Origin of the sequence: Pseudomonas orientalis (assembly GCF_001439815.1) — a bacterium.
GTDB classification, from domain to species: Bacteria; Pseudomonadota; Gammaproteobacteria; order Pseudomonadales; family Pseudomonadaceae; genus Aquipseudomonas; species Aquipseudomonas orientalis.
Window position 1 is genome coordinate 505,859 of the sequence record NZ_JYLM01000003.1, and the last position, 24,273, is coordinate 530,131.

At 60.6% G+C, this 24,273-nt stretch carries 23 protein-coding genes; 17 read left to right on the forward strand and 6 right to left on the reverse strand.

The genetic code is table 11. The features are described from left to right. Window positions 1-505 precede the first annotated feature (505 nt). Together TU82_RS10495 and TU82_RS10500 are read left to right on the forward strand one after the other, a co-directional pair. Window positions 506-706 carry a hypothetical protein gene (locus TU82_RS10495; protein WP_003172389.1) on the forward strand — a complete coding sequence of 67 codons (201 nt, stop codon included), beginning with the start codon at window positions 506-508 and terminating at the stop codon, window positions 704-706. A gap of 327 nt (window positions 707-1,033) precedes the next feature. Further along, window positions 1,034-2,509: an inorganic phosphate transporter gene (locus TU82_RS10500; protein WP_057723136.1), complete on the forward strand. Its 1,476-nt coding sequence runs from the start codon at window positions 1,034-1,036 to the stop codon at window positions 2,507-2,509. 250 nt (window positions 2,510-2,759) lie between these two features. Here TU82_RS10500 and ccoM read toward each other — a convergent pair whose 3' ends face one another. The 3 genes from ccoM to TU82_RS10510 form a co-directional block, all read right to left on the reverse strand. Continuing rightward, complete coding sequence (gene ccoM, locus TU82_RS29345; protein ID WP_057723137.1) at window positions 2,760-2,876, reverse strand: cytochrome c oxidase subunit CcoM; 117 nt, start codon at window positions 2,874-2,876, stop codon at window positions 2,760-2,762. 143 nt (window positions 2,877-3,019) lie between these two features. Beyond that, window positions 3,020-3,181: a hypothetical protein gene (locus TU82_RS28895; RefSeq protein ID WP_169794958.1), complete on the reverse strand. Its 162-nt coding sequence runs from the start codon at window positions 3,179-3,181 to the stop codon at window positions 3,020-3,022. Window positions 3,182-3,289: 108 nt separating this feature from the next. Beyond that, window positions 3,290-3,631: a hypothetical protein gene (locus TU82_RS10510; protein ID WP_057723138.1), complete on the reverse strand. Its 342-nt coding sequence runs from the start codon at window positions 3,629-3,631 to the stop codon at window positions 3,290-3,292. 219 nt (window positions 3,632-3,850) lie between these two features. On the opposite strand from TU82_RS10510, the gene rapA reads away from it, so the two are divergent. Beyond that, the gene (gene rapA, locus TU82_RS10515) at window positions 3,851-6,697 is read left to right on the forward strand and encodes an RNA polymerase-associated protein RapA (RefSeq protein WP_057723139.1); all 2,847 of its coding nucleotides are present in this window, start codon (window positions 3,851-3,853) and stop codon (window positions 6,695-6,697) included. A gap of 558 nt (window positions 6,698-7,255) precedes the next feature. On the opposite strand, the gene TU82_RS10520 is transcribed toward rapA, so the two are convergent. Further along, a complete protein-coding gene (locus TU82_RS10520) occupies window positions 7,256-8,602 on the reverse strand; it encodes a spinster family MFS transporter (RefSeq protein WP_057723140.1) in 1,347 nt (448 codons plus the stop codon). A 249-nt stretch (window positions 8,603-8,851) separates the two neighbouring features. Between TU82_RS10520 and TU82_RS10525 the strand changes: the two genes are divergently transcribed. Together TU82_RS10525 and TU82_RS10530 are read left to right on the forward strand one after the other, a co-directional pair. After that, window positions 8,852-9,220, forward strand: coding sequence for a YkgJ family cysteine cluster protein (locus TU82_RS10525; protein ID WP_057723141.1), 369 nt, complete (start codon window positions 8,852-8,854; stop codon window positions 9,218-9,220). Between the two features lie 137 nt (window positions 9,221-9,357). Then, on the forward strand, window positions 9,358-11,622 hold the full coding sequence (locus TU82_RS10530; protein WP_057723142.1) for a putative bifunctional diguanylate cyclase/phosphodiesterase: 2,265 nt from the start codon (window positions 9,358-9,360) through the stop codon (window positions 11,620-11,622). A 191-nt stretch (window positions 11,623-11,813) separates the two neighbouring features. Here the strand turns inward: TU82_RS10530 and TU82_RS10535 are convergent, their stop codons facing one another. Continuing rightward, complete coding sequence (locus TU82_RS10535; RefSeq protein ID WP_057723143.1) at window positions 11,814-12,116, reverse strand: DUF2288 domain-containing protein; 303 nt, start codon at window positions 12,114-12,116, stop codon at window positions 11,814-11,816. Window positions 12,117-12,456: 340 nt separating this feature from the next. Here TU82_RS10535 and TU82_RS10540 point away from each other — a divergent pair, with 340 nt between their 5' ends. From TU82_RS10540 to TU82_RS10580, 9 genes are all read left to right on the forward strand, one after another. Then, on the forward strand, window positions 12,457-13,584 hold the full coding sequence (locus tag TU82_RS10540) for a branched-chain amino acid ABC transporter substrate-binding protein (RefSeq protein ID WP_057723144.1): 1,128 nt from the start codon (window positions 12,457-12,459) through the stop codon (window positions 13,582-13,584). 226 nt (window positions 13,585-13,810) lie between these two features. Then, window positions 13,811-14,734, forward strand: coding sequence for a high-affinity branched-chain amino acid ABC transporter permease LivH (livH, locus tag TU82_RS10545; protein ID WP_057723145.1), 924 nt, complete (start codon window positions 13,811-13,813; stop codon window positions 14,732-14,734). Then, window positions 14,731-15,984, forward strand: a complete 1,254-nt coding sequence (locus TU82_RS10550; RefSeq protein WP_057723146.1) for a high-affinity branched-chain amino acid ABC transporter permease LivM — start codon at window positions 14,731-14,733, stop codon at window positions 15,982-15,984. The genes livH and TU82_RS10550 overlap by 4 nt, the downstream gene beginning before the upstream one ends. Further along, window positions 15,981-16,748: a high-affinity branched-chain amino acid ABC transporter ATP-binding protein LivG gene (gene livG, locus TU82_RS10555; RefSeq protein ID WP_012722652.1), complete on the forward strand. Its 768-nt coding sequence runs from the start codon at window positions 15,981-15,983 to the stop codon at window positions 16,746-16,748. Before TU82_RS10550 ends, livG begins: the two co-directional genes overlap by 4 nt. A 1-nt stretch (window position 16,749) precedes the next feature. After that, window positions 16,750-17,451 (forward strand): ABC transporter ATP-binding protein, encoded by a 702-nt coding sequence (locus TU82_RS10560; RefSeq protein WP_017844798.1) that lies wholly within the window; start codon window positions 16,750-16,752, stop codon window positions 17,449-17,451. Between the two features lie 230 nt (window positions 17,452-17,681). Beyond that, the gene (locus TU82_RS10565; RefSeq protein WP_057723147.1) at window positions 17,682-17,978 is read left to right on the forward strand and encodes a BufA1 family periplasmic bufferin-type metallophore; all 297 of its coding nucleotides are present in this window, start codon (window positions 17,682-17,684) and stop codon (window positions 17,976-17,978) included. Window positions 17,979-18,001: 23 nt separating this feature from the next. After that, entirely contained in the window at window positions 18,002-18,880 is an 879-nt protein-coding gene (bufB, locus tag TU82_RS10570) for an MNIO family bufferin maturase (protein WP_057723148.1), read from the forward strand. Continuing rightward, on the forward strand, window positions 18,877-19,653 hold the full coding sequence (locus tag TU82_RS10575; protein ID WP_057723149.1) for an HvfC/BufC N-terminal domain-containing protein: 777 nt from the start codon (window positions 18,877-18,879) through the stop codon (window positions 19,651-19,653). Before bufB ends, TU82_RS10575 begins: the two co-directional genes overlap by 4 nt. Then, the gene (locus tag TU82_RS10580) at window positions 19,650-20,135 is read left to right on the forward strand and encodes a DoxX family protein (protein ID WP_057723150.1); all 486 of its coding nucleotides are present in this window, start codon (window positions 19,650-19,652) and stop codon (window positions 20,133-20,135) included. The genes TU82_RS10575 and TU82_RS10580 overlap by 4 nt, the downstream gene beginning before the upstream one ends. Here the strand turns inward: TU82_RS10580 and TU82_RS10585 are convergent. Next, a complete protein-coding gene (locus tag TU82_RS10585; protein WP_057723151.1) occupies window positions 20,123-21,040 on the reverse strand; it encodes a LysR family transcriptional regulator in 918 nt (305 codons plus the stop codon). The two genes, TU82_RS10580 and TU82_RS10585, sit on opposite strands and share 13 nt — an antisense overlap. Before the next feature lie 104 nt (window positions 21,041-21,144). Here TU82_RS10585 and TU82_RS10590 point away from each other — a divergent pair, with 104 nt between their 5' ends. The 3 genes from TU82_RS10590 to TU82_RS10600 all read left to right on the forward strand — a co-directional run bounded on the left by TU82_RS10590 (window position 21,145) and on the right by TU82_RS10600 (window position 24,231). After that, window positions 21,145-21,744: a short chain dehydrogenase gene (locus TU82_RS10590; RefSeq protein WP_057723152.1), complete on the forward strand. Its 600-nt coding sequence runs from the start codon at window positions 21,145-21,147 to the stop codon at window positions 21,742-21,744. A gap of 95 nt (window positions 21,745-21,839) precedes the next feature. After that, entirely contained in the window at window positions 21,840-22,511 is a 672-nt protein-coding gene (locus TU82_RS10595; protein WP_057723153.1) for a COG3650 family protein, read from the forward strand. 106 nt (window positions 22,512-22,617) lie between these two features. Beyond that, window positions 22,618-24,231 carry an NAD(P)/FAD-dependent oxidoreductase gene (locus TU82_RS10600; RefSeq protein ID WP_057723154.1) on the forward strand — a complete coding sequence of 538 codons (1,614 nt, stop codon included), beginning with the start codon at window positions 22,618-22,620 and terminating at the stop codon, window positions 24,229-24,231. The last annotated feature ends 42 nt before the right edge of the window (window positions 24,232-24,273 follow it).

Below are 24,273 nucleotides of genomic sequence, written 5' to 3' on the forward strand. Positions count from 1 at the left end.
ATGGATCCTTTTCTTGTTTTCAACCACAGAAGGGCTGGCTGCTATTACTAGCCGCGCCGCTGGAGATGTACAAGGCAGGGGCGGCAACATTGGGCGATTATCGGACGATCATTCGATTATCGCAATTTTCAGGGAGGCCGGGCCTGCCGCATCGCTGGCTCGGGAAAGACACGCTGCCCAGGGTATATATTCAGCCAACACTTACGTGGTGATGTAACAAAACTCGCACATGAAGTTGAGACTTTTTAACTTTATGCCGATAGCGTTCTTCAAATGCGTCGCTATAATGCAGCCTGTGCAGAGGTCAGCCCAATTTACCTATTGGGATCAGAGCTCGCCCGGCGCCGTATTCCGTGCGCAGGGTCGATTAAAGTAGTGGATTGAAAAAGCGATCTCGGGTCCCCACTTAAACTTGGACAGGGCGTCTGTTCAAGTGTGTACACCCGAGCCGCCTTTTGGCATGAAGTTGTACCTTTTATTAAACCCAACTCAATTAGGTAACACTGTGACGAAAGATGAACTGCGCGCGGAACTTGAGCGCCAGGAGCAACGTTACAAGGACGTTTACGGCGGGGAAGTCACCACCTACGCCGCCCAGCCTGAGCCGGAACGTAAGCCATGGCGCAAGCGCGCCAGCCTGCTGGATCAGGCATTCGCCCAAGAAATCCAGAAGATCGAGCAAGAACTCAAAGCCGAAGAACCCTAGGGCTGCGAGTGAGACTCCAAGCTTTACGGTCCCTGCCGGTCATCACCGGCGGAGGGCGGCGCCTTTCAAGCCACTGGTCGGCGCCCTACTGCTGCTCACGAAATTTCATACAAATGTTTCACACATGACATTTTCGTGTCGAAACCGCGTCTTTTCGCACCCTGGCTTTACAAATCAAAGACTTGCCAAAGCCCCGAAAACCCTGGGATGCGCCTGGGCAGCCCGGTTTTTTTCAAGCTAGATTGTTACCGATGAGCAGCTAATGCATCGATTACCGAGGTTTTCTGGCATAATCGCGCCCCCTTACGACCGGGTCAGAAAACCTTCATGATCGATTTATTCAGCGGACTGGATGCGTGGGTTCTAGTGAGCCTGTTGCTCGCCCTGGCCTTTGTCCTCGCCTTCGAGTTCATCAATGGCTTTCATGACACCGCTAACGCGGTGGCCACAGTCATCTATACCAAAGCCATGCCGCCGCACCTGGCCGTGTTCTTCTCCGGGGTGTTCAACTTCCTCGGCGTGTTGCTCGGCGGTGTGGGTGTCGCCTACGCCATCGTGCATCTGTTGCCGGTGGAGTTGCTGATCAATGTGAACACCGGCCATGGTCTGGCGATGGTCTTCTCATTGCTGGCGGCGGCGATCACCTGGAATCTGGGCACCTGGTACTTCGGTATCCCCGCCTCCAGTTCCCACACGCTGATCGGCTCGATCCTCGGCGTGGGCCTGGCCAACGCGCTGATCAACGATATTCCCCTGGCTGACGGTGTGAACTGGCAGAAAGCGATTGATATCGGTGCGTCTCTGGTGTTCTCGCCGATGGCCGGTTTCCTGGTCGCAGCCCTGGTGCTGATCGGCCTGAAGTGGTGGCGTCCGCTGTCGAAGATGCACAAGACCCCGGACCAGCGCCGCAAGCTTGACGACAAGAAGCACCCGCCGTTCTGGAACCGCCTGGTGCTGGTGATTTCGGCCATGGCCGTAAGCTTCGTGCACGGCTCCAACGATGGGCAAAAAGGTATCGGCCTGATCATGCTCGTGCTGATCGGTATCGTGCCGGCGCAATTTGTACTCGACCTGGGCAGCACTACCTACCAGATCGAACGTACCCGCGACGCCACCGTGCATTTGAGCCAGTTCTACCAGCGCAACAATGCCACCCTCGGCGAGTTCCTGGCCCTGGGCAAAAGCGTGAAAGACGATCTGCCGGGCAAGTTCCAATGCAACCCGCAACAGACCGAGCCGACGATCAACGCGCTGGTCGACACGCTCAAAGGCGTTTCCGACTACCACGCCTTGAGCGCCGACCAGCGTATTGAAGTCCGTCGTTACCTGCTCTGCCTGGACGATACCGCGAAGAAGGTCGGCAAGCTGCCTGGCCTGGATGCGCGTGAAAAATCCGACCTCGACAAGCTGCGCAAGGACCTGACCGCCACGACCGAGTACGCGCCGTTCTGGGTGATTCTCGCGGTTGCACTGGCCCTGGGCCTGGGCACCATGGTCGGCTGGAAACGTGTGGTGCTGACCATCGGTGAGAAGATCGGCAAGCAGGGCATGACCTATGCCCAAGGCATGTCGGCCCAGATCACCACCGCCACCATGATCGGCTTTGCCAATATCTTCGCCCTGCCGGTGTCCACCACCCACGTGTTGTCTTCCGGCGTGGCCGGTACCATGGTCGCGAACAAAAGCGGCCTGCAAGGCGGCACGGTCAAGACCATCCTGATGGCTTGGGTGTTGACCTTGCCGGCCACCGTGGGCCTCTCGGCCGGGTTGTTCTGGCTGGCGTCCTGGGCGCTGGGCAGCTGATTAGTCGCCTGCAATAAAAAAGGTGCGATTCGCCAGAATCGCACCTTTTTTTATGGCCCTGATGATCGCTCCCACGCTCTGCGTGGGAATGCATCCCGTGACGCTCCGCGTCACCCATGCCGGGCCTCAACAGCGGGACGCGGAGCGTCCAAGGCGGCATTCCCATGCAGAGCGTGGGAAAACGATCAGCAAAAAAAAGGGCGACCGAAGTCGCCCAAAATGCCTTGCGTGCCCTGTAATCCGGAAAAACCTAGGGTTTTTTACGCTTGTTTGCGTCTTTCCAGATAAAAAATCCAAACCCTGCAAAAAACAGCACCATGAGGCTAACGGTCAGCACTCCGGCAAATACCACATTATCGATAAACATGACCGGCCTCCTGCACTTGCCCTGTTGCGATAGGGCTAAGTTAATCGAGAAGGCGAAGTGGAAAATTGACGGGGATCAATGTCGCCCGCGACGGGGCGTAAAGAAGGGCAATAACTGACCTGGATCAATCCAGGCAAGTTGATTCAACGTTTTTTCGGCTTGTTCTTCGCTTTCTTCTTGGCTTTACCCAAGGGCATCGCCTGTTCAAACGCCTGGCGCACTTCATTCAGGCGTTTGTCATTGAGGTCATGCACACGCTTGGCGCGCTCGGCATTCAGGTCGATCAGCTTGTCGTCGTTGCTCATGGCTTGGCTTATGTTGTGGCAGGAGTGCCTGAATAATGCGGGCTCCTGCGCCAGACGGCAAATCAGCGGGCGACAAAAGGCACACCGTCGACCGGTGCGCGCCTTTTGCTAGACCTCGATATCCACCCAGAGGCCCTGGCGCGGCGCATCTTCAATCAGCGGCGCTACGGGAACGGTGTTGTCGGCGTTGAGCAGGTCACCGGGGATCGGCAGGTGCTGCTCAGGGTCGTCGCCGGCTTCACGCTGACGTTTTTGCTGCTCTTGCTGGCGGCGTTGTTCTTCGCGCAGCAGAAAGGTCGATTGCTCCGCATCGCCTTTTTTCAGGTCGATGGTGCTCTCGTTGGAGCCCGCTTGAACCGGCACAACGGGTGGGATATCCGGCTTCTGGCGCACCGGATCGAGTTGCGACGTGACCGGCACGACACTGACGGGCAGCATGGGTGGCAACATAATCTTGATTCTCCTGGTCATCAGGCTGTCGGCGCGCCCCAGGGCGACTTGAGCGCTCGCTCGCCAAGCTGTGACCCAGTCGACAGTTGCGAGTGCCCTGCCACCCGTCGATTTGGCCCGCAGGCCTGTGTGCCAACCCGGTAGTTTTGTCAGAGTCCTTGGGCGTGGGGCCTTGTTCCGTTAAGATAGTCGGCTTTTTCACGGCGGGAGTCAGGCAGCATGGCGCAGCAGTATCAACCGGGGCAACGCTGGATTAGTGACAGCGAAGCAGAGCTGGGGTTAGGCACCGTTCTGGCACAGGACGGCCGCTTGTTGACCGTGCTCTATCCGGCCACTGGCGACACTCGCCAGTATGCGCTACGGAATGCGCCCCTCACCCGCGTGAGGTTTTCGCCGGGCGACAGCATCACCCATTTCGAAGGCTGGAAAATGACCGTACAGGAAGTCGATGACGTCGATGGCCTGCTGGTCTACCACGGCCTCAATGGGCAGAACGAGCAGGTCACCCTGCCGGAAACCCAACTGTCCAACTTCATCCAGTTCCGCCTGGCCAGCGACCGCCTGTTCGCCGGGCAGATCGACCCGCTGGCCTGGTTCTCGCTGCGCTACCACACCCTGGAACACACCAGCCGCCAACTGCAGTCCTCGCTGTGGGGCCTGGGCGGCGTGCGTGCGCAACCGATTGCCCACCAACTGCACATCGCCCGTGAAGTCGCCGACCGTATCGCGCCACGGGTATTGCTGGCCGACGAAGTGGGCCTGGGCAAGACCATCGAAGCGGGCCTGGTGATCCATCGCCAGTTGCTCTCGGGCCGCGCCAGCCGCGTGCTGATCCTGGTGCCGGAAAACCTGCAGCACCAGTGGCTGGTGGAAATGCGCCGCCGCTTCAACCTGCAGGTTGCGTTGTTCGACGAAGAGCGCTTTATCGAAAGCGATGCCACCAACCCGTTCGAAGACACTCAGCTGGCGCTGGTCGCCCTGGAATGGCTGGTGGACGACGAGAAGGCCCAGGACGCGCTGTTCGCCGCCGGTTGGGACCTGCTGGTGGTCGACGAAGCCCACCACCTGGTGTGGCACGAAGACAAGGCCAGCGCCGAGTACTCGCTGGTCGAGCAACTGGCCGAAGTGATTCCAGGCGTGCTGCTGCTCACCGCCACCCCGGAACAACTGGGCCAGGACAGCCACTTCGCGCGCCTGCGCCTGCTCGACCCGAACCGCTTCCACGACCTGCAAGCCTTCCGCGCCGAGAGCGAGAACTACCGCCCGGTCGCCGAAGCCGTGCAGGAGCTGCTGGACAAGGGTCGTTTGTCGCCTGCCGCGCACAAGACCATCCAGGGTTTCCTTGGCAACGAAGGTGAAGCCTTGCTCACCGCCGTCAACGATGGCGATACCGAAGCCAGCGCACGCCTGGTGCGTGAACTGCTCGACCGCCACGGCACCGGCCGCGTGCTGTTTCGCAACACCCGCGCCGCCGTGCAGGGTTTCCCCGAGCGCAAGCTGCACGCCTACCCGCTGCCGAACCCGGACGAATACATGGAGCTGCCGCTGGGCGAACACGCCGAGCTGTACCCCGAAGTCAGCTTCCAGGCGCAACCGGACATCGAGGAAGAAAACCGCTGGTGGCGTTTCGACCCGCGTGTCGAGTGGCTGATCGACCAGCTGAAAATGCTCAAGCGCACCAAGGTCCTGGTGATCTGCGCCCACGCCGAAACCGCCATGGATCTGGAAGACGCCCTGCGCGTACGCTCCGGCATTCCGGCCACGGTGTTCCATGAGGGCATGAACATCCTCGAACGCGACCGCGCTGCGGCGTACTTCGCGGATGAAGAATTTGGCGCCCAGGTGCTGATCTGTTCGGAAATCGGCAGTGAAGGCCGCAACTTCCAGTTCTCCCACCACCTGGTGCTGTTCGACCTGCCGTCCCACCCCGACCTGCTGGAACAGCGCATCGGCCGTCTGGACCGGATCGGCCAGAAACACGTGATCGAACTGCACGTGCCGTACCTGGAAACCAGCCCGCAAGAGCGTTTGTTCCAGTGGTACCACGAAGCGCTCAATGCCTTCCTCAACACTTGCCCCACCGGCAACGCCCTGCAGCATCAGTTCGGCCCACGCCTGCTGCCGCTGCTGGAGAATGCCGACGACGGCGAGTGGCAGGCCCTGATCGACCAGGCCCGGGCCGAGCGCGAGCGCCTGGAGCAGGAGCTGCACACCGGTCGCGACCGTTTGCTGGAACTCAACTCCGGCGGCGCCGGTGAAGGCGATGCGCTGGTCGAGGACATCCTCGAGCAGGACGACCAGTTCGCCCTGCCGATCTACATGGAAACCCTGTTCGACGCCTTCGGCATCGACAGCGAGGACCATTCGGAAAACGCGCTGATCTTGAAGCCCAGCGAAAAAATGCTCGACGCCAGCTTCCCCCTGGGCGACGACGAAGGCGTGACCATCACCTACGACCGCAACCAGGCACTGTCGCGTGAAGACATGCAGTTCATCACCTGGGAACACCCGATGGTGCAAGGCGGCATGGACCTGGTGCTGTCCGGTTCCATGGGCAACACCGCCGTGGCACTGATCAAGAACAAGGCGCTCAAGCCGGGTACCGTCCTGCTGGAGCTGCTGTATGTCAGCGAAGTGGTTGCCCCGCGCTCGCTGCAGCTGGGTCGCTACCTGCCGCCGGCGGCCTTGCGCTGCCTGCTGGATGCCAACGGCAATGACCTGTCCGGCCGCGTGTCGTTCGTGACCTTGAACGACCAGTTGGAAAGCGTGCCGCGCGCCAGCGCCAACAAATTCGTACAGGCCCAGCGCGACCAGTTGACGCCGCGCATCAACGCCGGCGAAGAGAAGATCGCCCCGCGTCACGCCGAGCGCGTGGCCGAGGCCAAGCGTCGCCTGGCGGCCGACACCGACGAAGAGCTGGCACGTTTGACCGCGCTGCAAGCGGTCAACCCGACCGTACGCGACAGCGAGTTGGTGGCCCTGCGCAACCAGCGCGAGCAAGGCCTGGCCATGCTCGACAAGGCGGCGTTGCGCCTCGAAGCGATTCGAGTGCTGGTGGCGGGTTGATCACTGCCTGCTGAAAAAAGAGAGGCCCGCACACAATGCGGGCCTTTTTTATAAGCCTTCAGGGCCTCATCGGGGCATAGGTATCCACACAACTTTGTAGCGCACACCGCTAAACCGCTAACCACGATGCGCAGCGAGTCGCTCTTGATCTTGATCTTGATCTGCTTTTGATCTCAGGCGCCCCGTTAAACCACGCTGGCCGAACGCAGGCTTGAATCCGTGGGCAACCCGGCAGGACGCCGGGTTAGCCGCCCCGCGCCATGGATGGCGCGTGGCGGCGGCCCACGGATTCAAGCCTGCGTTCGGGCACACCGAGCCTAGGCGAGGTGCCGAGTGGTGGGGCAAGAGCGTTTTGCTTACTTTTGCGCTTTTCAAAAGTGAGCCGCCGTAAGGGCGGAACCCTAAGTGGCCGTTACCTAAATAATGGATATGTACCCGGTCTGATCCAGCATCCCGGCCGGCCTAGAGACCGCCATCGGGGGCAAGCCCCCTCCCACACTTGACTGTGTTCACAAGTCAAAATGTGGGAGGCTTGCCCCCGATAGAGTCACCCCGGTCTCAAGCCGTTGCCGCAGCAGCCGGCACCTCCACCACACCCAACCCCTCCTTCATCCGCCTGGCATCACGCACAAAACTGCGCGAAGCCTGAAACAAAAACAGCATGGTCAAAAACAGCGCCACCGGAATCAGGTACATGGCGTCATGCAACCCCACCGCTTTATAAGCCTCGGTCATCTGCTGCGCACCGGCCGCATACATCGCCGCATGCGCAAAGTGATCAGACAGTCCACCCACCACAATCGGCCCCATCCCCCCGCCCAGCAGATACAAACCGGCAAAGAACAACGCCATCGCCGTGGCCCGCAGGCGCGGCTCAACCACGTCCTGGATCGCCGTGTACACGCAGGTATAGAAGTTGTACGCAAACAACCAGCCCACGCTGAACAGCAAGACGAACACGCCAATCTCAATACGCCCGGCATGCAAGGCCCAAGCCGTGGTGACGGTGGAGATGATCAGGCTGCACGCGGCGAACAACAGCCGGCCATTGGCGACCCGCTGATGGATCTTGTCGGCAATCCAGCCACCCAGGGTCAGGCCCACCAGACCGGTCAGGCCGACGATCACACCGGTGGCCACCGCCGCATCCTGCAAAGGCATCAGGAAGTAACGTTGCAGCATCGGCACCAGGAACGAGTTGCACGCGTAGGTGGCGAAGTTGAAGCACAGCCCGGCCAGCACCAGCCACAGGAAGGTCGGCACCGCCAGGACGCGGCGGATCGGACGGTCGACGCGCTCCTGGGACACTTGCACCGACTCCGCCGCGCCGCGTTTGGGCTCCTTGATGTAGAACATGAACACCGCGAGGATCAGCCCCGGCACGGCGGCAATAAAGAACGGCGCACGCCAGCTGTCGAACGCCTTGACCATCGCACCGATGGTGAAGAATGCGAGCAACAAGCCCAACGGCAGGCCGAGCATGAAGATGCCCATGGCGCGCGCCCGGCGATGGGCGGGAAACAGATCGCCGATCAGCGAATTGGCGGCGGGGGCATAACTGGCTTCCCCGATGCCGATACCCATGCGCACCAGCAGGAAGCTCCAGAAACTGCCAACCAGGCCATTGATCGCCGTCAGCCCGCTCCAGGCAAACAGGCCCCAGCCCATCAATTTGCTGCGCGAACCCGTGTCGGCCAAACGGCCCAGCGGCAGCCCGGCAATGGCATAGACGATGGTGAAGGAGGTACCGATGATGCCGAGCTGGAAGTCGCTCAGGTGCCACTCCATGCGGATCGGCTCGATGATGATCGCGGGAATGGTGCGGTCGAAGAAGTTGAACAGATTGGCGAGGAACAGCAGGAACAGAATGCGCCAGGCATTCGCCGCTTGGGTCGAGTTCTGCATGGGTCCGTCTCTTTATTGTTATGAGAGCTGCGATGCCCACCGCATCCTGCTCGGTAGCTGCAACATAGTCAGGCTGACGGCGCTTGTCTGTAATGATTCGTAAAGCTGATAGGGCGTGATATCCCCGAAACTACGGGACTTTCCCTACGGAAAATATATCCATGCGCCCCCCTTCCCAACGGCCATGGCCCAGATAGAATGGCGAGCCTTCCCGCAGTCCCCCTTACCTACTCTTAATCGATGACGCCCATGTCCGAAGCCAGTCCGTGTCTGAATTGCGGTGCCTGCTGTTCATACTTTCGTGTGTCTTTCTTCTGGGGCGAGTGCGCCTCGTCAGGCGGTACGGTGCCCGATGACCTGGTGGTGCAGATCAACCCCACCCGCGTGGCGATGATCGGAACCGACCAGAAGCCCGCGCGCTGCTGCAGCCTCGAGGGCGAAGTGGGTAACAGCACACGCTGTTCGATTTATGAACAACGCTCGAGTCCCTGCCGCGAGTTCGACGCCTCGTGGAGCCAGGGTGTACAAAACCTCGATTGCGACGCCGCCCGTGCCGCGTTCGGCCTGGCGCCCCTCGAAGAGCGACCGTTCGAACTGGATCTGCCCATCAGCGCTTAGCATCGAACGCTATGTACGACATGCAAAAACAGTTGCATCAAAGTGCCATTATTCATGGCAAATCCCGCGAGGCTTCTATACTCGACTGCACAGGTCACCGCCTCAGGCTGTGATGCCACGCTATGACGGGACACACTATGGAATGGCTGGGACTGCACTTTTTCACCGACCTTCCAGACAACGGGCACTTATTACTCAATTGCAGTCATAACCCCTTTCTGGTGCTGTTGGCTTATCTGGTCGCCTGCGCGGCGGGCTTCGGCACGTTGGACATGGCCGAACGCGTCGGCCATGTAGAAGACCCCACCGCCCGCCGCCACTGGCGTTGGCTGGGCGCGGGATGCCTGGCGGGCGGCATCTGGTCGACCCACTTCATCAGCATGCTGGCCTTCCAGGCGCCCATCGCCATTCATTACGAATTGATCATGACCTTCGTCTCGCTGGTCATCGCGTTGATCGCCTCGCTGTTCGCCATGCAGACCCTCAGCCATGCACGCCTGCGGTTGCACCAGTACGTGCTGGCCTCGCTGTGGATGGGTCTGGGGATCGCGCTGATGCACTACGTCGGTATGTCGGCCATGCGCTCACAGGCCCAGGTGTATTTCGATTCCGGGCTGTTCATGGTGTCGGTGGCGATTGCCATAGGCGCGAGCCTGGCAGCGTTGTTGCTATCGAGCTACCTGCGCAACGGTGCCGGCGTGTTTCACCAATTGCTCAAATACGCCGCCAGCCTGGTGCTGGGCGCCGGCATCCTGAGCATGCATTTCACCGGCATGGCGGCCATGCAAATGCTGGTACCCAACGGCGTGAATCTGGCATTGCCGGTGGATAACAACCCTATACAGCTGGGCCTGTCGGTGGCGGTGATTACCTTGCTGGTCATCGGCAGCAGCGTCAGCGCCGCCCTGGCGGATAAAAAGCTGCAGCACAAGGAACGCGACCTGCGCCGGGTCAACGCGCTGCTCAGCGAACTGGACCAGGCACGCGCCTCGTTGCAGCAGGTCGCTCATTACGATGCGCTGACCAGCTTGCTCAACCGCCGGGGCTTCAACCAGATCTTTGCGGAAAAGGTCGCAGAAAAAACCGCCTCCAACGGCATGATGGCGGTGATCTTCCTCGACATCGACCACTTCAAGCGCATCAATGACAGCCTTGGGCATGACGCTGGCGACCAGTTGCTCACCGTGCTGGCCAGCCATATCAAGAGTTCGGTGCGCAGCCATGCCGACGTGGTCGCGCGTTTTGGCGGGGATGAGTTCTGCATCCTGATCAATATCCATCATCGCGACGAAGCGCGGCACATGGCCCAGCGCATCATGCAAAAGATGAAAGAACCCATCGAGCTGGCCGGCCGGCGCATGGTCATGACCACCAGCATCGGTATCAGCCTGTTTCCCGATGATGGCCAGACCTGTGAAGAACTGCTGAAAACCGCTGACCTTGCGCTTTACCAATCCAAGGACGCCGGGCGCAACAGCCTGCACTTCTTCAGTGCCAACCTCAAAACCCGCGCCTTCCTTGAGCTGCAGCTTGAGGAAGAATTGCGCGCCGCCCTGCGCACACGTAACGAACTGGTGCTGTTCTATCAGCCGATATTCGACATGAAGCTGGGCAAGGTCACGCGCCTGGAGGCGCTGGTGCGCTGGCAGCATCCGCAACACGGCCTGCTGGCGCCGGACCGGTTTATCGGGATTGCCGAGAGTAACGGGCTGATTGCCGAACTGGACCACTGGGTATTGCGCCAGGCCTGTCACGATCTGAGCCTGCTGTCTGATCGTGGCTACACCGAACTGACCATGTCCGTGAACTGCTCGGCCCTGAATCTGGCTCGGGATGAATTGGCGGACGAAATCGAAGCCGCCCTGCGCTTTGCCAGCATCGCCGCCAATCGCCTGGAGCTGGAAGTCACCGAAAACGCGTTGATGGGCAATATCAGCAGCACCCTGGCCTTGTTGCGGCAGATTCGTGCCCTGGGTGTCTCCCTGGCGATCGATGACTTCGGCACCGGCTATTCATCCCTGGCCTATCTCAAGCGCCTGCCGCTCACCACCTTGAAAATCGACCGCTCGTTTATCCAGGACATTCCCAAATCCACCGCCGACAGCGAAATCGTCCAGGCCATTATTGGCATGGCCCATACCCTGCACCTGGAAGTGGTGACCGAAGGGGTGGAAACCCAGGCGCAATTCGAGCTGTTGCTGCAGCATGGCTGCGATTTCATTCAGGGTTATCTGCTGAGCCCGGCGGTGGCTTTCAACGATATCATCGGCGTCATGCAAGGCATGCAGATACGCAATCCGCTTCACACGTTCAGCGCAGCCGGCAATAAAGATGCGGCACCGCCCAAGGCGCCTGCCCCGGCGCGCATCAGCCCGCCTTCCACAGTGAGGCCCATTCGCTGACGCGGCCAGAATTCCAATACCTTGAAACAATTTCCCGGCATTAACGCCTGCTGCCCAACTGTTCCCGTGACGTTAACGTCACCGTCAGCTGTGACCTTTCTCTACGGCAAGGTGCCATCACCGGGCAAGCGGTTACTCCGCTACACACTTGCCCAGGCGCAAGCAGTGCACCTTTTTCGATCACGACACTCTTACGCCGCCCTTTCCTGGATCAAAATCCACGGCGAGACCACTACCGCCCACAGTCCAGGGTCACGCTCGACCAGGTCCAGCGCCCGCGTCGCAGACACTTCGCCAACGCTCCCCGCAGCCAGCCACGCAGCGACTTTATCGCGATTGTCCTCGGCCATTGCCTCGGCCGCTTCGATCAAATCCAGGCCGGCTTCGACCCACAATAGGGCACCCTTGGCAAAGAACGGTTCGAGCTCCTTCCAGGAAATTTCGGCGGTTTCACCGAGCAGCTTGGCATAGAGGGTGCTAGGTTCTTGCGTCATGGGAGTTCACCTGAGTAAAAAATCGGCGCAATCATAGCGTCGTGGCTCAGTCAGAAAAACCCAGTAGCAAATGAGGTAGCGATTGAAAGTGTCGGAAAAGCCAGGGAATGCTTGAAGGGCTGGCATTACCCCGCCGCAATTCTGTCTTTTTCTTTCATTTAAGCGACACCACTGCGTTTTGCCCTCGGCAGCCAGCTTTTCAAGCGATCAACCGGCGCTCTACACTGTACCGGTACAGTTGCCGGGGCAATGCCGGGGGATATCCGCGATATCCGATCCGGTTCTGCAGCTCACAAGGCCGCTAGAACTATAAAAAATACAACAGTAAGAGTGGAGCACTATGAATAAGGCTACTAAGCAGATTTCCAAACTGTTTGCCGCTATGGTCCTGGCTGGGGTTGCCGGCCATTCGTTCGCAGCCGACACCATCAAGATCGGTATCGCGGGTCCCAAGACCGGTCCGGTAACGCAATACGGCGACATGCAATTCATGGGTGCCAAGCAGGCCATCGCCGACATCAACGCCAAGGGCGGCGTGGACGGCAAGATGCTTGAAGCCAAGGAATACGACGACGCCTGCGATCCGAAACAAGCCGTTGCCGTCGCCAACAAAGTGGTCAATGACGGCGTCAAGTTCGTGGTCGGTCACCTCTGCTCCAGCTCCACTCAGCCCGCGTCGGATATTTATGAAGACGAAGGCGTCATCATGATTACCCCGGCAGCCACCAGCCCGGAAATCACCGCCCGAGGCTACAAGCTGATCTTCCGCACCATCGGCCTGGACAGCGCACAAGGCCCGGCGGCCGGCAACTACATCGCCGACCACGTGAAGCCGAAGATCGTTGCCGTCCTGCACGACAAGCAGCAATACGGTGAAGGCATCGCCAGCGCCGTGAAGAAAACCCTTGAAGAAAAAGGCGTCAAAGTTGCCGTCTTCGAAGGCCTGAACGCCGGTGACAAGGACTTCTCCTCGATCATCCAGAAACTCAAGCAAGCCAACGTCGACTTCGTCTACTACGGCGGCTACCACCCTGAGCTGGGCCTGATCCTGCGCCAGGCCAAGGAAAAAGGCCTGAATGCCAAGTTCATGGGCCCTGAAGGCGTCGGCAACGACTCCATCTCGCAAATCGCCCAGGGCGCTTCCGAAGGCCTGCTGGTAACCCTGCCGAAATCCTTCGACACCGATCCTGCCAACAAAGCCATCGTTGAAGCGTTTGCCAAGAACAAACAGGACCCGACCGGTCCGTTCGTGTTCCCGGCTTATTCGGCTGTCGAAGTGATCGCCGCCGGTATTACCGCCGCGAAAAGCGAAGACACCGCCAAAGTGGCCGAAGCCATTCACGCAGGTACCTTCAAGACCCCTACCGGTGACCTGAGCTTCGACGCCAAGGGCGACCTGAAGGACTTCAAGTTCGTGGTCTACGAATGGCACTTCGGCAAACCAAAAACCGAAGTTTCCCCTCAGTAAGCCAGGCGTTACTGGTCAACAAGCCCACTGTGAGAGCAGTGGGCTTTGTTTTACGAGGTTTATGGGCCATGTCACCCGCGATCCGGGCGCTGGCTCACCTGAAAATCTTAAAACCGTCACCAGCGGTTCGCTGGCAAACGCTTTGTGCAACCTGGTCATAGAACAGGGCACGGGCCGAAAATGACTCCACCAGTGAAATGCGTATCGGGTTTTTAGGAGCGCTGTAATGCCTGAGCTCTATCATTTTTTCCAACAGCTGGTTAATGGCCTGACCATTGGCAGCACCTATGCCTTGATAGCCATTGGCTACACAATGGTCTACGGCATCATTGGAATGATCAACTTCGCCCATGGCGAGGTGTACATGATTGGTTCCTACGTGGCCTTCATCGCCCTTGCCGGGCTGGCCATGATGGGCATCCATTCCCTGCCGCTGTTGATGACCGCTGCGTTCCTTGCATCGATCGTCGTGACCAGTGCCTATGGCTACAGTATCGAGCGTGTTGCCTACCGCCCCCTGCGTGGCAGCAACCGGTTGATCCCGCTGATTTCCGCCATCGGCATGTCGATTTTCCTGCAGAACACCGTATTGCTGTCCCAGGACTCCAAGGACAAATCCATTCCCAACCTGATTCCAGGGAGCATTTCCTTCGGCCCCGGTGGCGCGGAAGAAGTGCTGATCTCCTACATGCAGATCCTGGTCTTCATCGTCACCCTGGTGGCCATGCTCGGCCTCACGCTGTTCATTTCCCGCTCTCGTCTGGGGCGCGCCTGCCGGGCCTGCGCCGAAGACATCAAGATGGCCAACCTGCTGGGCATCAACACCAATAACATCATCGCCCTGACCTTCGTGATCGGTGCTGCACTGGCGGCGGTGGCTGCCGTGTTGCTGAGCATGCAGTATGGCGTGATCAACCCCAACGCCGGCTTCCTGGTAGGCCTCAAGGCCTTTACCGCGGCGGTATTGGGCGGCATCGGCAGCATTCCGGGCGCCATGCTCGGCGGGCTGGTGCTGGGCGTGGCCGAAGCCTTCGGCGCCGATATCTTCGGTGACCAGTACAAGGACGTCGTGGCATTCGGCTTGTTGGTTCTGGTGTTGTTGTTCCGTCCGACCGGCATCCTCGGCCGTCCGGAGGTTGAGAAAGTATGAGCAGATATCTTAAATCGGCGTTTTTCAGCGCCTTGCTGGTATGGGCCGTGGCCTTTCCGGTACTCGGCCTCAAGCTGAGCATTGTCGGCATCAACCTGGAAGTGCACGGAACCGGGCCGCTGACGCTGAGCGTGATAGCCCTGTGCTCGGTGCTGATGTTCCTGCGCGTGCTGTTCACCCAGCAGGTCGGCGCCCTGTTCAAGGGCAACCGTGCGCCGCTGGTGTCGCCCAAGGTCAGCCAATTCCTGACCCTGCCGCGCACCCAGCGCTACATCATCATCGCCCTGATCATCGCGGCGTTGATCTGGCCGTTCTTCGGTTCGCGCGGCGCGGTCGACATCGCCACCCTGATCCTGATCTACGTGTTGCTCGGCCTTGGCCTGAACATCGTGGTGGGTCTGGCCGGGCTGCTCGACCTGGGCTATGTGGGCTTCTATGCCGTGGGTGCCTATACCTACGCGCTGCTCTCGCACTACCTGGGCTGGAGCTTCTGGGTATGCCTGCCATTGGCGGGGATGGCGGCAGCCACCTTCGGCTTCCTGCTGGGCTTTCCGGTGTTGCGTCTGCGCGGTGACTACCTGGCCATCGTGACACTGGGCTTCGGGGAAATCATCCGCCTGTTCCTGCGCAACCTCACCGACATCACCGGCGGCCCCAACGGCATCAGCAGCATCCCTAAGCCGACGTTCTTCGGACTGTCGTTCGACCGCACTGCCGCCGAAGGCATGCAGACTTTCCACGAATACTTCGGGATTGCCTACAACCCGGTGAGCAAAGTGGTGTTCCTGTACCTGGTCGCCCTGTTGCTGGCGCTGGCGGCGCTGTTCGTGATCAATCGTTTGCTGCGCATGCCCATCGGCCGCGCCTGGGAAGCCTTGCGCGAAGATGAAATCGCCTGCCGCGCCCTCGGCTTGAACCCGACCATCATCAAACTCTCCGCGTTCACCCTGGGTGCCGCGTTCGCCGGTTTTGCCGGCAGCTTCTTCGCCGCGCGCCAAGGCCTGGTGACCCCGGAGTCGTTCACGTTCATCGAGTCGGCGATCATCCTCGCCATCGTGGTACTGGGTGGCATGGGCTCGCAACTGGGTGTGATCCTGGCGGCGATCGTGATGATTCTGCTGCCGGAAATGATGCGTGAGTTCAGCGAATACCGCATGTTGATGTTCGGCGCCATGATGGTGCTGATGATGATCTGGCGCCCTCAAGGCCTGCTGCCCATGCAACGTCCACACATGGAGCTGCGCAAATGAGCCGCGAGATCCTGAAAGTCGAAAATCTGAGCATGCGCTTCGGCGGCTTGCTGGCGGTCAACGGCGTCGCCCTGACCGTCAAGGAGAAACAGGTCGTAGCGCTGATCGGCCCCAACGGCGCCGGCAAGACCACGGTGTTCAACTGCCTTACCGGTTTCTACAAGCCGAGCGGCGGCAGCATCCTGCTGGACGGTCAGCCGATCCAGGGCCTGGCCGGTCACGAGATCGCCCGCAAGGGGGTGGTGCGCACGTTCCAGAACGTGCGCCTGTTCAAGGACATGACGGCGGTCGAGAACCTGCTGATCGCCCAGCACCGTCACCTGAACACCAACTTCTTCGCAGGCCTGTTCAAGACCCCGGCGTTCCGCAAGAGCGAGCGCGAGGCCATGGAATACGCGGAATACTGGCTGGACAAGGTCAACCTGACCGAGTTTGCCAACCGCCCCGCAGGCACCCTCGCCTACGGCCAGCAACGTCGCCTGGAAATCGCCCGCTGCATGATGACCCGCCCGCGGATCCTGATGCTCGACGAACCGGCGGCCGGCCTGAACCCCAAGGAAACCGAAGACCTCAAGGCGCTGATCGGCGTGTTGCGTGAGGAAAACAACGCCACCGTGCTGTTGATCGAACACGACATGAAGCTGGTCATGAGCATTTCCGACCATATCGTGGTGATCAACCAGGGCACGCCGCTGGCCGACGGGACGCCGGAGCAGATCCGCGACAATCCCGAAGTGATCAAAGCCTATCTGGGGGAAGCGTAAAATGCTGCAATTCGAAAACGTTTCCACTTTCTACGGCAAGATCCAGGCCCTGCACAGCGTCAACGTGGAAGTGCGCCAGGGTGAGATCGTTACCCTGATCGGCGCCAACGGTGCCGGCAAGTCCACCCTGCTGATGACCCTGTGCGGTTCGCCCCAGGCCCACAGCGGCAGCATCCGTTACATGGGTGAAGAACTGGTGGGCCAGCAGTCGTCGCACATCATGCGCAAGAGCATTGCGGTGGTACCGGAGGGCCGTCGCGTGTTCTCGCGCCTGACCGTCGAAGAGAACCTGGCCATGGGTGGGTTCTTTACCGACAAGGGCGATTACCAGGAGCAGATGGACAAGGTGCTGCACCTGTTCCCGCGTCTCAAGGAACGCTTCAGCCAGCGCGGCGGCACCATGTCCGGCGGCGAGCAGCAAATGCTCGCCATCGGCCGCGCATTGATGAGCAAGCCCAAGCTGTTGCTCCTGGACGAACCGTCCCTGGGCCTGGCACCGATCATCATCCAGCAGATCTTCGACATCATCGAACAGCTGCGCAAGGACGGCGTGACGGTGTTTCTGGTGGAACAGAACGCCAACCAGGCATTGAAAATCGCCGACCGAGCCTATGTGCTGGAGAACGGCCGGGTGGTGATGCAAGGTACTGGCGAGCAGCTGTTGACGGATCCCAAGGTGCGGGAGGCGTACCTCGGCGGCTAAGACCCGGCGCTGGCTCTAGAATGTGGGAGGGGGCTTGCTCCCGATGGCGGTGGTTCAGTCAGAACATTTTTGACTGATACACCGCCATCGGGGGCAAGCCCCCTCCCACATTTGTTTTGCGTAATTTGAAAAATTTTCGACTGATCTTGTAACGAACCCAATCCAGCTCTCTCTAGTGGTGCAGGCAGGCAATCGAGCCTGTCCTTTCAACCCACTGCTGGAGATACACCATGACCACCAAGCTGTCCGCCGCCGCCCTCGTAATGGCCCTCGGCTCGGCCCTGAGCCTGTCTGCCCTCACCACCACCGCCCATGCAGCCGACGACATGCAGAAATGTTTCGGTGTCGCCGAAGCCGGCAAGAACGACTGCGCCGCAGGCGCCGGCACTTCCTGCGCCGGCACCTCGAAAACCAAAGACCAGGCCAACGCCTGGAAACTGGTCCCGGCCGGTACCTGCCTGAAGACCCCAAGCTCCACCTCGCCGACCGGTTTCGGTCAGGAAGCGGCCTTTACCGCCAAGTCCTGAATCCAAAAAAAACCTGAGGACTGATGATGACGCTTTCACCCTCCCCCACGGTCTCACCGGCTCAGGTGCCCGGCCTCCCTCACAGGGCCGGGCTGGGACTGAAGACCGAGCACATCCAGCAAGTGCTTGAGACCCGCCCCGACATCGGTTTCTTTGAAGTGCATGCCGAAAACTACATGGTTGCCGGCGGGCCTTTTCACCACCACCTGGGCTTGATCCGCGAACGCTACCCACTGTCGTTGCACGGCGTGGGTCTGTCCATCGGCGGCGAAAGCCCACTGAACCCTCAGCACCTGGCGAGGTTGGCCAGGCTGATCGATCGCTATCAACCCCACGCATTTTCCGAACACCTGGCCTGGTCCAGCCACGGCCCGGTATTTCTCAATGACCTGCTGCCCCTGGCCTACGATGCGCAAGCGCTGGCCCGGGTATGCGAGCACATAGATCAACTGCAAAGCACGCTCCAGCGGCCAATGCTGCTGGAGAACCCGTCGACCTATGTGCAGTTCCAGCGCTCCACCCTGGACGAGACGGATTTCATCAGCGAGATCGTCCGGCGCACCGGCTGCGGTGTGCTGCTGGACGTGAATAACGTTTATGTGTCGTGCATCAATCATCAGCGTGATGCGCTGGCCTACATCGACGCCTTGCCTTTGCATGCCGTCGGCGAGATACATCTGGCCGGTTTTTCCGAAGACACCGACAGCCTGGGCGATCGACTGCTCATCGATGATCACGGTGCGCCGGTCGATGATGCCGTGTGGCGGCTCTACGAACAGGTGCTCGAACGCACGGGGCCGGTAGCCACGCTGATCGAGCGCGATAACCGCGTGCCGGCCTTCAGCGTGCTGCACGCCGAGGCGCGGCAAGCCGAATGGCATCTGTCGCGGGTGATGTCATGAGCCTTCAGGATGCGTTCGCCAACGCCCTGCTCGCGGCGCACGGTGGCTGCCCGGATGGCCTGTTCAGCAGCAACGGCGCCGACCCCGCCAGCCGCTTTGCGGTGTATCGCAACAATGTGCATGGCTCGCTGATCAATGCCTTGGCGGCCAGTTATCCGGTGACGTTGCAGCTGGTGGGCGATGAATTCTTTCGCGCCATGGCCGGCCTCTTCGTCCAGGCCAACCCGCCCACCAGCCCGTTGATCAACGAGTACGGCAGCCGATGGGCCGATTTTATCCAGACATTCGAACCGGCCGACAGCGTGCCTTACCTGGCGGATGTCGCACGGCTGGAGCGCCTGCGGGTGCGTGCCTATCACGCAGCCGACACGCCGGCGCTGTGCCAGCAGCACATTCTTCAACACCTGCAGGGCCAGGACAACTTGGGCCAGTTGAGCCTGCAACTGCATCCATCGCTTGCCACCTTGCGCTCTGCCCATGCGGTGGTGGCGATATGGGCCGCGCACCAGACTGACGGCGGTCTCGCTGATTTCAACCCCTGGCCTGCGCAGAACGCATTGGTGTTGCGCCACGGGCTGGCGGTCAAGACGTTCGCCATCGACAGCGGCTCGGTGGCCTTTATCAACTGCCTGAACCAGGGCACGGGGCTGGAAATGGCAGTGGAGCATGCCTTGCAGGCCTCGTCCGAATTCGACCTGCACAGGTGCCTGACGCTGTTGATCAGCCACGACGCCATCACTCATTTACACCTGGAACACAAGGTATCGCCATGAACAGTCCCGCTGCCGGCCTGCTGAAACAGGTCATCGCCCTTTTCGAAAAAATCCCCTACAGCCTGATCGCTTTTATCGCGCGCTTTTCCATCGCGGCGGTGTTCTGGAAGTCCGGACAAACCAAGGTCGAAGGCTTTGCCATTGATCTGATCAACGGCACCTTCGAACTCGGCGAGCCCAGGCTGGCCGCCTCGACCTTGCCGTTGTTTCGCAGCGAATATCACGTCCCGCTGTTATCCCCCGAAGTCGCCGCACACCTGGCGGCATTTGCCGAGCACTTTTTTCCGGCGCTGATCCTGCTGGGATTGGCTACGCGATTTTCGGCCCTGGCCTTGATCGGCATGACCCTGACCATTCAGTTGTTTGTCTACCCGGACGCCTACCCCACCCACGGCACCTGGATTGCACTGCTATTGCTGCTGGTGGCCAAGGGGCCGGGCCGGTTATCCATCGACCACTGGATCGCTCGTCACTGGCGCTGAAGGCGATCCAGGGTTGCGCCGCTGCGCTTGAACCAGTCCACCAGGTAGTCGGCCAGTACCTGGGTGCGGCGCGGCAGGCCACCTTGATAGGGATGGACCAGATACATCGGCTGGCTGCGCGTCTGATAATCACGCAACAGCCAGCATAATCGGCCCTCGGCCACTTCCGCCGGCAGCAGGTAGGACGGCAGCCGAGCGATACCGGCGCCCACCAATGCAGCCTTCTTCAAGAGGTTGTAATGGTTGGAAGCGAAGGTGCCGCTCACGCGCACACGCAACAGCTCATGCTGCTGGTGATACAGCCATTCCTCGCGGCCGCTGTAGTGACTGTTGAGCAAACAGCTGTGGCCCGCCAGATCCGCCGGGCACAGCGGTTCGCCGTGCTGTTGCAGATAGGCCGGGCTGGCGCAGGTCATCTCGTGCCAGGCCCGCAGAGGCTTGACCACCAGGCGCTCATTCTCGAGGGCCCCCGAGCGCACGCCCAGGTCGAACCCGTCCCGTGCCAGGTCTCGATAGCCGTTGTTCAGTTCCAGCTCGATCTGCACCTGGGGGTATTGCTTGGAAAACTCCAGCAACAAGCCATCGAAGAACGTCTCTCCCAGGGAAACCGGGACTGTCATACGCACCGGACCGGCCAGGTCATCCTTGAGCCGCGCCAAGGCCTGACGCGCCCGTTCCACCTGGACCACCAGCGCTTGTGCCTGGGGCAGCAACGCCGCGCCTGCGGCGGTAAGGCTCAGCTTGCGCGTGGTGCGATGCAGCAGCACCACGCCGAACTGCGCTTCCAACTGGCTGATTCGCTTGGATAATTGCCCCTTGCTGCACCCCAGTCGCTCGGCCGCCAGGGTGAAACTGCCGGCTTCGATCAATACGGCGAAGGCCGCCAGGTCGTCCATTTCGCTCATCGATTGTTTCCAATTGAAAACCAACGGTTGCCTATTAGCGCGTTTATCCAGTGAAAAAGCCACTCTAGACTTAAGCTTTATCTAACCCCTGGAGGAACAGCGCAATGAAAATCCTTTTGATCGGTGCCAACGGCACGATCGGTTCAGCGGTCAAGACGGAACTGGCGCAGCGTCACGATGTGATTGCCATCGGTCGTCACAGCGGCGACTTCCAGCTCGATATCAGCGACAGCGCCTCGATACGCAGGCTGTTCGAGCAGACCGGCACGTTCGACGCGCTGATCTGCGCGGCAGGCAGCGTGAACTTCGTGGCGCTGGGCGAGATGGGCGAAGCCGACTTCGAACTGGGCTTGCGTGACAAATTGATGGGCCAGGTCAACCTGCTGCTGATCGGCCGCGAGTTCGCCAATGACGGCGCGTCGTTTACCTTCACCAGCGGCATCCTGAACCGCGATCCGATCCGCACCGGCGCCTCGGCGGCGCTGGTCAACGGCGCGTTGGACGCCTTCGTCAAAGCCGCGGCAATCGAACTGCCCCGGGGCTTGCGCGTCAACTCCGTGAGTCCGACGGTACTGGTGGAAGCCATGGGCAGCTACGCCCCCTATTTCCGTGGGTTCAAACCGGTAGCCGGCGCCGAAGTGGCTTTGGCCTACGCGAAAAGTGTCGAGGGCTTGCAGACCGGTCAGACCTTTATCGTGGGCTGAGTTTCAGGCTTGTAAGAATCGCCTGAAGCTGCGCCGCGGGCTTGTGATGCGGCGCGTGCCTGCGTAACGTGACGGCACTTGTCTGGAGACCGAAAATGCGTGCCGCCTCGACCTTTACCTTGCTCGCCCTGTTCCCCTTGTTCGCCGCTTGCCAGATGTTCGACAGCGAACCGGCCAAGCTGTCTACCGTCGGGCTGACCCGCATGCAGGGCGAATTGACGGCGGTTGACAACAAGCTGTTGTTCCAGCCCTGCGGCGACCAGCGCAACTATGTGGTCAACGATACCGCCGGCACCAGCGTCCTGCAGGAAGCCGCCTCCCTGGCGGGCCAGCAAGGCACGTTGTTTGCCGACCTGCGTGGCAAGTTTTCCGGCGTCGCCAGCGGCACTCAGGGCTCGGTGGACCTGCAACAGTTGTATCGCGTCGAGCGCTCGACCTCGGCCTGTAACGACCCGGACTTCAAGCGCATGATCCTGCGGGCAAACGGCCATAAGCCGGCCTGGGCGATGAGCGTCACGGCCAAGGGCATGGTGCTGGAACGCGAAGGCCAGCCGCCCCTGGCGGTGCCTTATGTCGAAGAGCAACTGGGTGACGGGCGCTTCAACCTGATGACCGACGCCAATAACCAGCACATCGAATTGTGGGTCGCCCCGCAGCGCTGCGTCGACAGCGTGAGTGGCAGCCTGCAGCACATGAGCGCCCAATTGCGTGTCAACGGCCAGGTACAGCGTGGTTGCGCGGCATTTGGCGGCTCGCGGGACGACTGATTGCAGCGTGCGTCGTTTTAACCTGACGGAAAAACCCTATTGGGGCTTATAATCGCCGGTTTGCAAAACAGCCGGCCTCTTTGCCCGCCGCCTACCGGATCCTGTCATGTTACGAATCACCGAACTCAAGCTGCCCATCGACCATCCCGAAGAAGACCTGCGGCCTGCCATCGTGCAGCGCCTGGGCATCGCCAGTGATGACCTGCTCGATTTCACCCTGTTCAAGCGCAGCTACGATGCCCGCAAGAAGTCCTCGGAATTGTGCTTCATCTACACCGTCGACCTGAATGTGAAGGGCGAAGCCGCCCTGCTGCTCAAGTTTGCCGATGATCGCAACATCAATCCGGCGCCGGATGTCAGCTATCACGTGGTGGGCAAGGCACCGGATAGCCTGGTCGAACGACCGGTGGTGGTCGGTTTCGGCCCCTGCGGAATCTTCGCCGGGCTGCTGCTGGCACAGATGGGGTTCAAGCCGATCATCCTCGAGCGCGGCAAGGAAGTGCGCCAACGCACCAAGGACACCTGGGGCCTGTGGCGCAAAAGCGTGCTCAACCCCGAATCCAACGTGCAGTTCGGCGAAGGCGGCGCCGGGACCTTCTCCGACGGCAAGCTGTACAGCCAGATCAAGGACCCGAAATTCCACGGGCGCAAGGTGCTGCACGAGTTCGTCAAGGCCGGCGCGCCGGAAGAAATTCTGTATGTCAGCAAACCGCACATCGGCACGTTCCGCCTGACCGGCGTGGTGGAAAACATGCGCCAGCAGATCATCGCCCTGGGCGGTGAAGTGCGCTTCGAACAACGGGTCACTGACGTGCTGATCGAAGATGGCCAGTTGAATGGCGTGGTCATCGACGGCGGCGAGCAAATCCTCTCCAAACACGTGATCCTTGCCCTGGGCCACAGTGCCCGCGACACCTTCCGCATGCTTCACAGCCGTGGCGTGTACATGGAGGCCAAGCCGTTCTCGGTGGGTTTCCGGATCGAGCACCCGCAATCGTTGATCGACGCCGCACGCCTGGGCAAATACGCCGGGCACCCGAAACTTGGCGCCGCCGATTACAAGTTGGTGCACCACGCCAAAAACGGTCGCTCGGTCTACAGCTTCTGCATGTGCCCCGGTGGCACCGTGGTGGCGGCGACGTCGGAGCCCAATCGTGTCGTGACCAACGGCATGAGCCAATATTCGCGTAATGAGCGCAACGCCAACTCGGGCATCGTGGTCGGCATCACGCCCGAGGTGGACTACCCGGGCGGGCCGCTCGCCGGTATCGAACTGCAGGAGCGCCTGGAGTCCCATGCCTACGTGCTCGGCGGCAGCACTTACGAGGCTCCGGCGCAGTTGGTCGGCGATTTCATCGCAGGCAAGCCGTCCACGGCTATCGGCAGCGTGGAACCGTCCTACAAGCCGGGGGTATCCCTGGGTGACCTGGCCCTGGCACTGCCGGACTTCGCCATTGAAGCCATCCGCGAAGCCTTGCCGGCGTTCGAGAAGCAGATCAAAGGCTACTCGCTGCACGATGCGGTCTTGACCGGTATCGAGACCCGCACCTCATCGCCGCTGCGGATCACCCGGAATGACTCGATGCAGAGCCTGAATGTCAAAGGCTTGTTCCCGGCAGGAGAAGGCGCGGGTTACGCCGGGGGCATCCTGTCGGCAGGCGTCGATGGCATTCGGATTGCCGAAGCCTTGGCGCGGGATATGCTGGGCCTCGAGGCCTGAGACCGCCTCTGTACAACTGTGGGAGGGGGCTTGCCCCCGATT

Bases quoted from the DNA above. Each gene is read 5' to 3' on its own strand.
- TU82_RS10585 (WP_057723151.1), bottom strand. From the start codon at position 21,040: ATGAGCGAAATGGACGACCTGGCGGCCTTCGCCGTATTGATCGAAGCC.
- TU82_RS10590 (WP_057723152.1), top strand. From the start codon at position 21,145: ATGAAAATCCTTTTGATCGGTGCCAACGGCACGATCGGTTCAGCGGTC.
- TU82_RS10565 (WP_057723147.1), top strand. From the start codon at position 17,682: ATGACCACCAAGCTGTCCGCCGCCGCCCTCGTAATGGCCCTCGGCTCG.
- ccoM (WP_057723137.1), bottom strand. From the start codon at position 2,876: ATGTTTATCGATAATGTGGTATTTGCCGGAGTGCTGACCGTTAGCCTC.
- TU82_RS28895 (WP_169794958.1), bottom strand. From the start codon at position 3,181: ATGAGCAACGACGACAAGCTGATCGACCTGAATGCCGAGCGCGCCAAG.
- livG (WP_012722652.1), top strand. From the start codon at position 15,981: ATGAGCCGCGAGATCCTGAAAGTCGAAAATCTGAGCATGCGCTTCGGC.
- TU82_RS10580 (WP_057723150.1), top strand. From the start codon at position 19,650: ATGAACAGTCCCGCTGCCGGCCTGCTGAAACAGGTCATCGCCCTTTTC.
- TU82_RS10530 (WP_057723142.1), top strand. From the start codon at position 9,358: ATGGAATGGCTGGGACTGCACTTTTTCACCGACCTTCCAGACAACGGG.
- TU82_RS10525 (WP_057723141.1), top strand. From the start codon at position 8,852: ATGTCCGAAGCCAGTCCGTGTCTGAATTGCGGTGCCTGCTGTTCATAC.
- TU82_RS10500 (WP_057723136.1), top strand. From the start codon at position 1,034: ATGATCGATTTATTCAGCGGACTGGATGCGTGGGTTCTAGTGAGCCTG.
- rapA (WP_057723139.1), top strand. From the start codon at position 3,851: ATGGCGCAGCAGTATCAACCGGGGCAACGCTGGATTAGTGACAGCGAA.
- TU82_RS10520 (WP_057723140.1), bottom strand. From the start codon at position 8,602: ATGCAGAACTCGACCCAAGCGGCGAATGCCTGGCGCATTCTGTTCCTG.
- TU82_RS10575 (WP_057723149.1), top strand. From the start codon at position 18,877: ATGAGCCTTCAGGATGCGTTCGCCAACGCCCTGCTCGCGGCGCACGGT.
- TU82_RS10550 (WP_057723146.1), top strand. From the start codon at position 14,731: ATGAGCAGATATCTTAAATCGGCGTTTTTCAGCGCCTTGCTGGTATGG.
- TU82_RS10560 (WP_017844798.1), top strand. From the start codon at position 16,750: ATGCTGCAATTCGAAAACGTTTCCACTTTCTACGGCAAGATCCAGGCC.
- TU82_RS10540 (WP_057723144.1), top strand. From the start codon at position 12,457: ATGAATAAGGCTACTAAGCAGATTTCCAAACTGTTTGCCGCTATGGTC.
- livH (WP_057723145.1), top strand. From the start codon at position 13,811: ATGCCTGAGCTCTATCATTTTTTCCAACAGCTGGTTAATGGCCTGACC.
- TU82_RS10595 (WP_057723153.1), top strand. From the start codon at position 21,840: ATGCGTGCCGCCTCGACCTTTACCTTGCTCGCCCTGTTCCCCTTGTTC.
- TU82_RS10535 (WP_057723143.1), bottom strand. From the start codon at position 12,116: ATGACGCAAGAACCTAGCACCCTCTATGCCAAGCTGCTCGGTGAAACC.
- TU82_RS10510 (WP_057723138.1), bottom strand. From the start codon at position 3,631: ATGTTGCCACCCATGCTGCCCGTCAGTGTCGTGCCGGTCACGTCGCAA.
- TU82_RS10600 (WP_057723154.1), top strand. From the start codon at position 22,618: ATGTTACGAATCACCGAACTCAAGCTGCCCATCGACCATCCCGAAGAA.
- bufB (WP_057723148.1), top strand. From the start codon at position 18,002: ATGATGACGCTTTCACCCTCCCCCACGGTCTCACCGGCTCAGGTGCCC.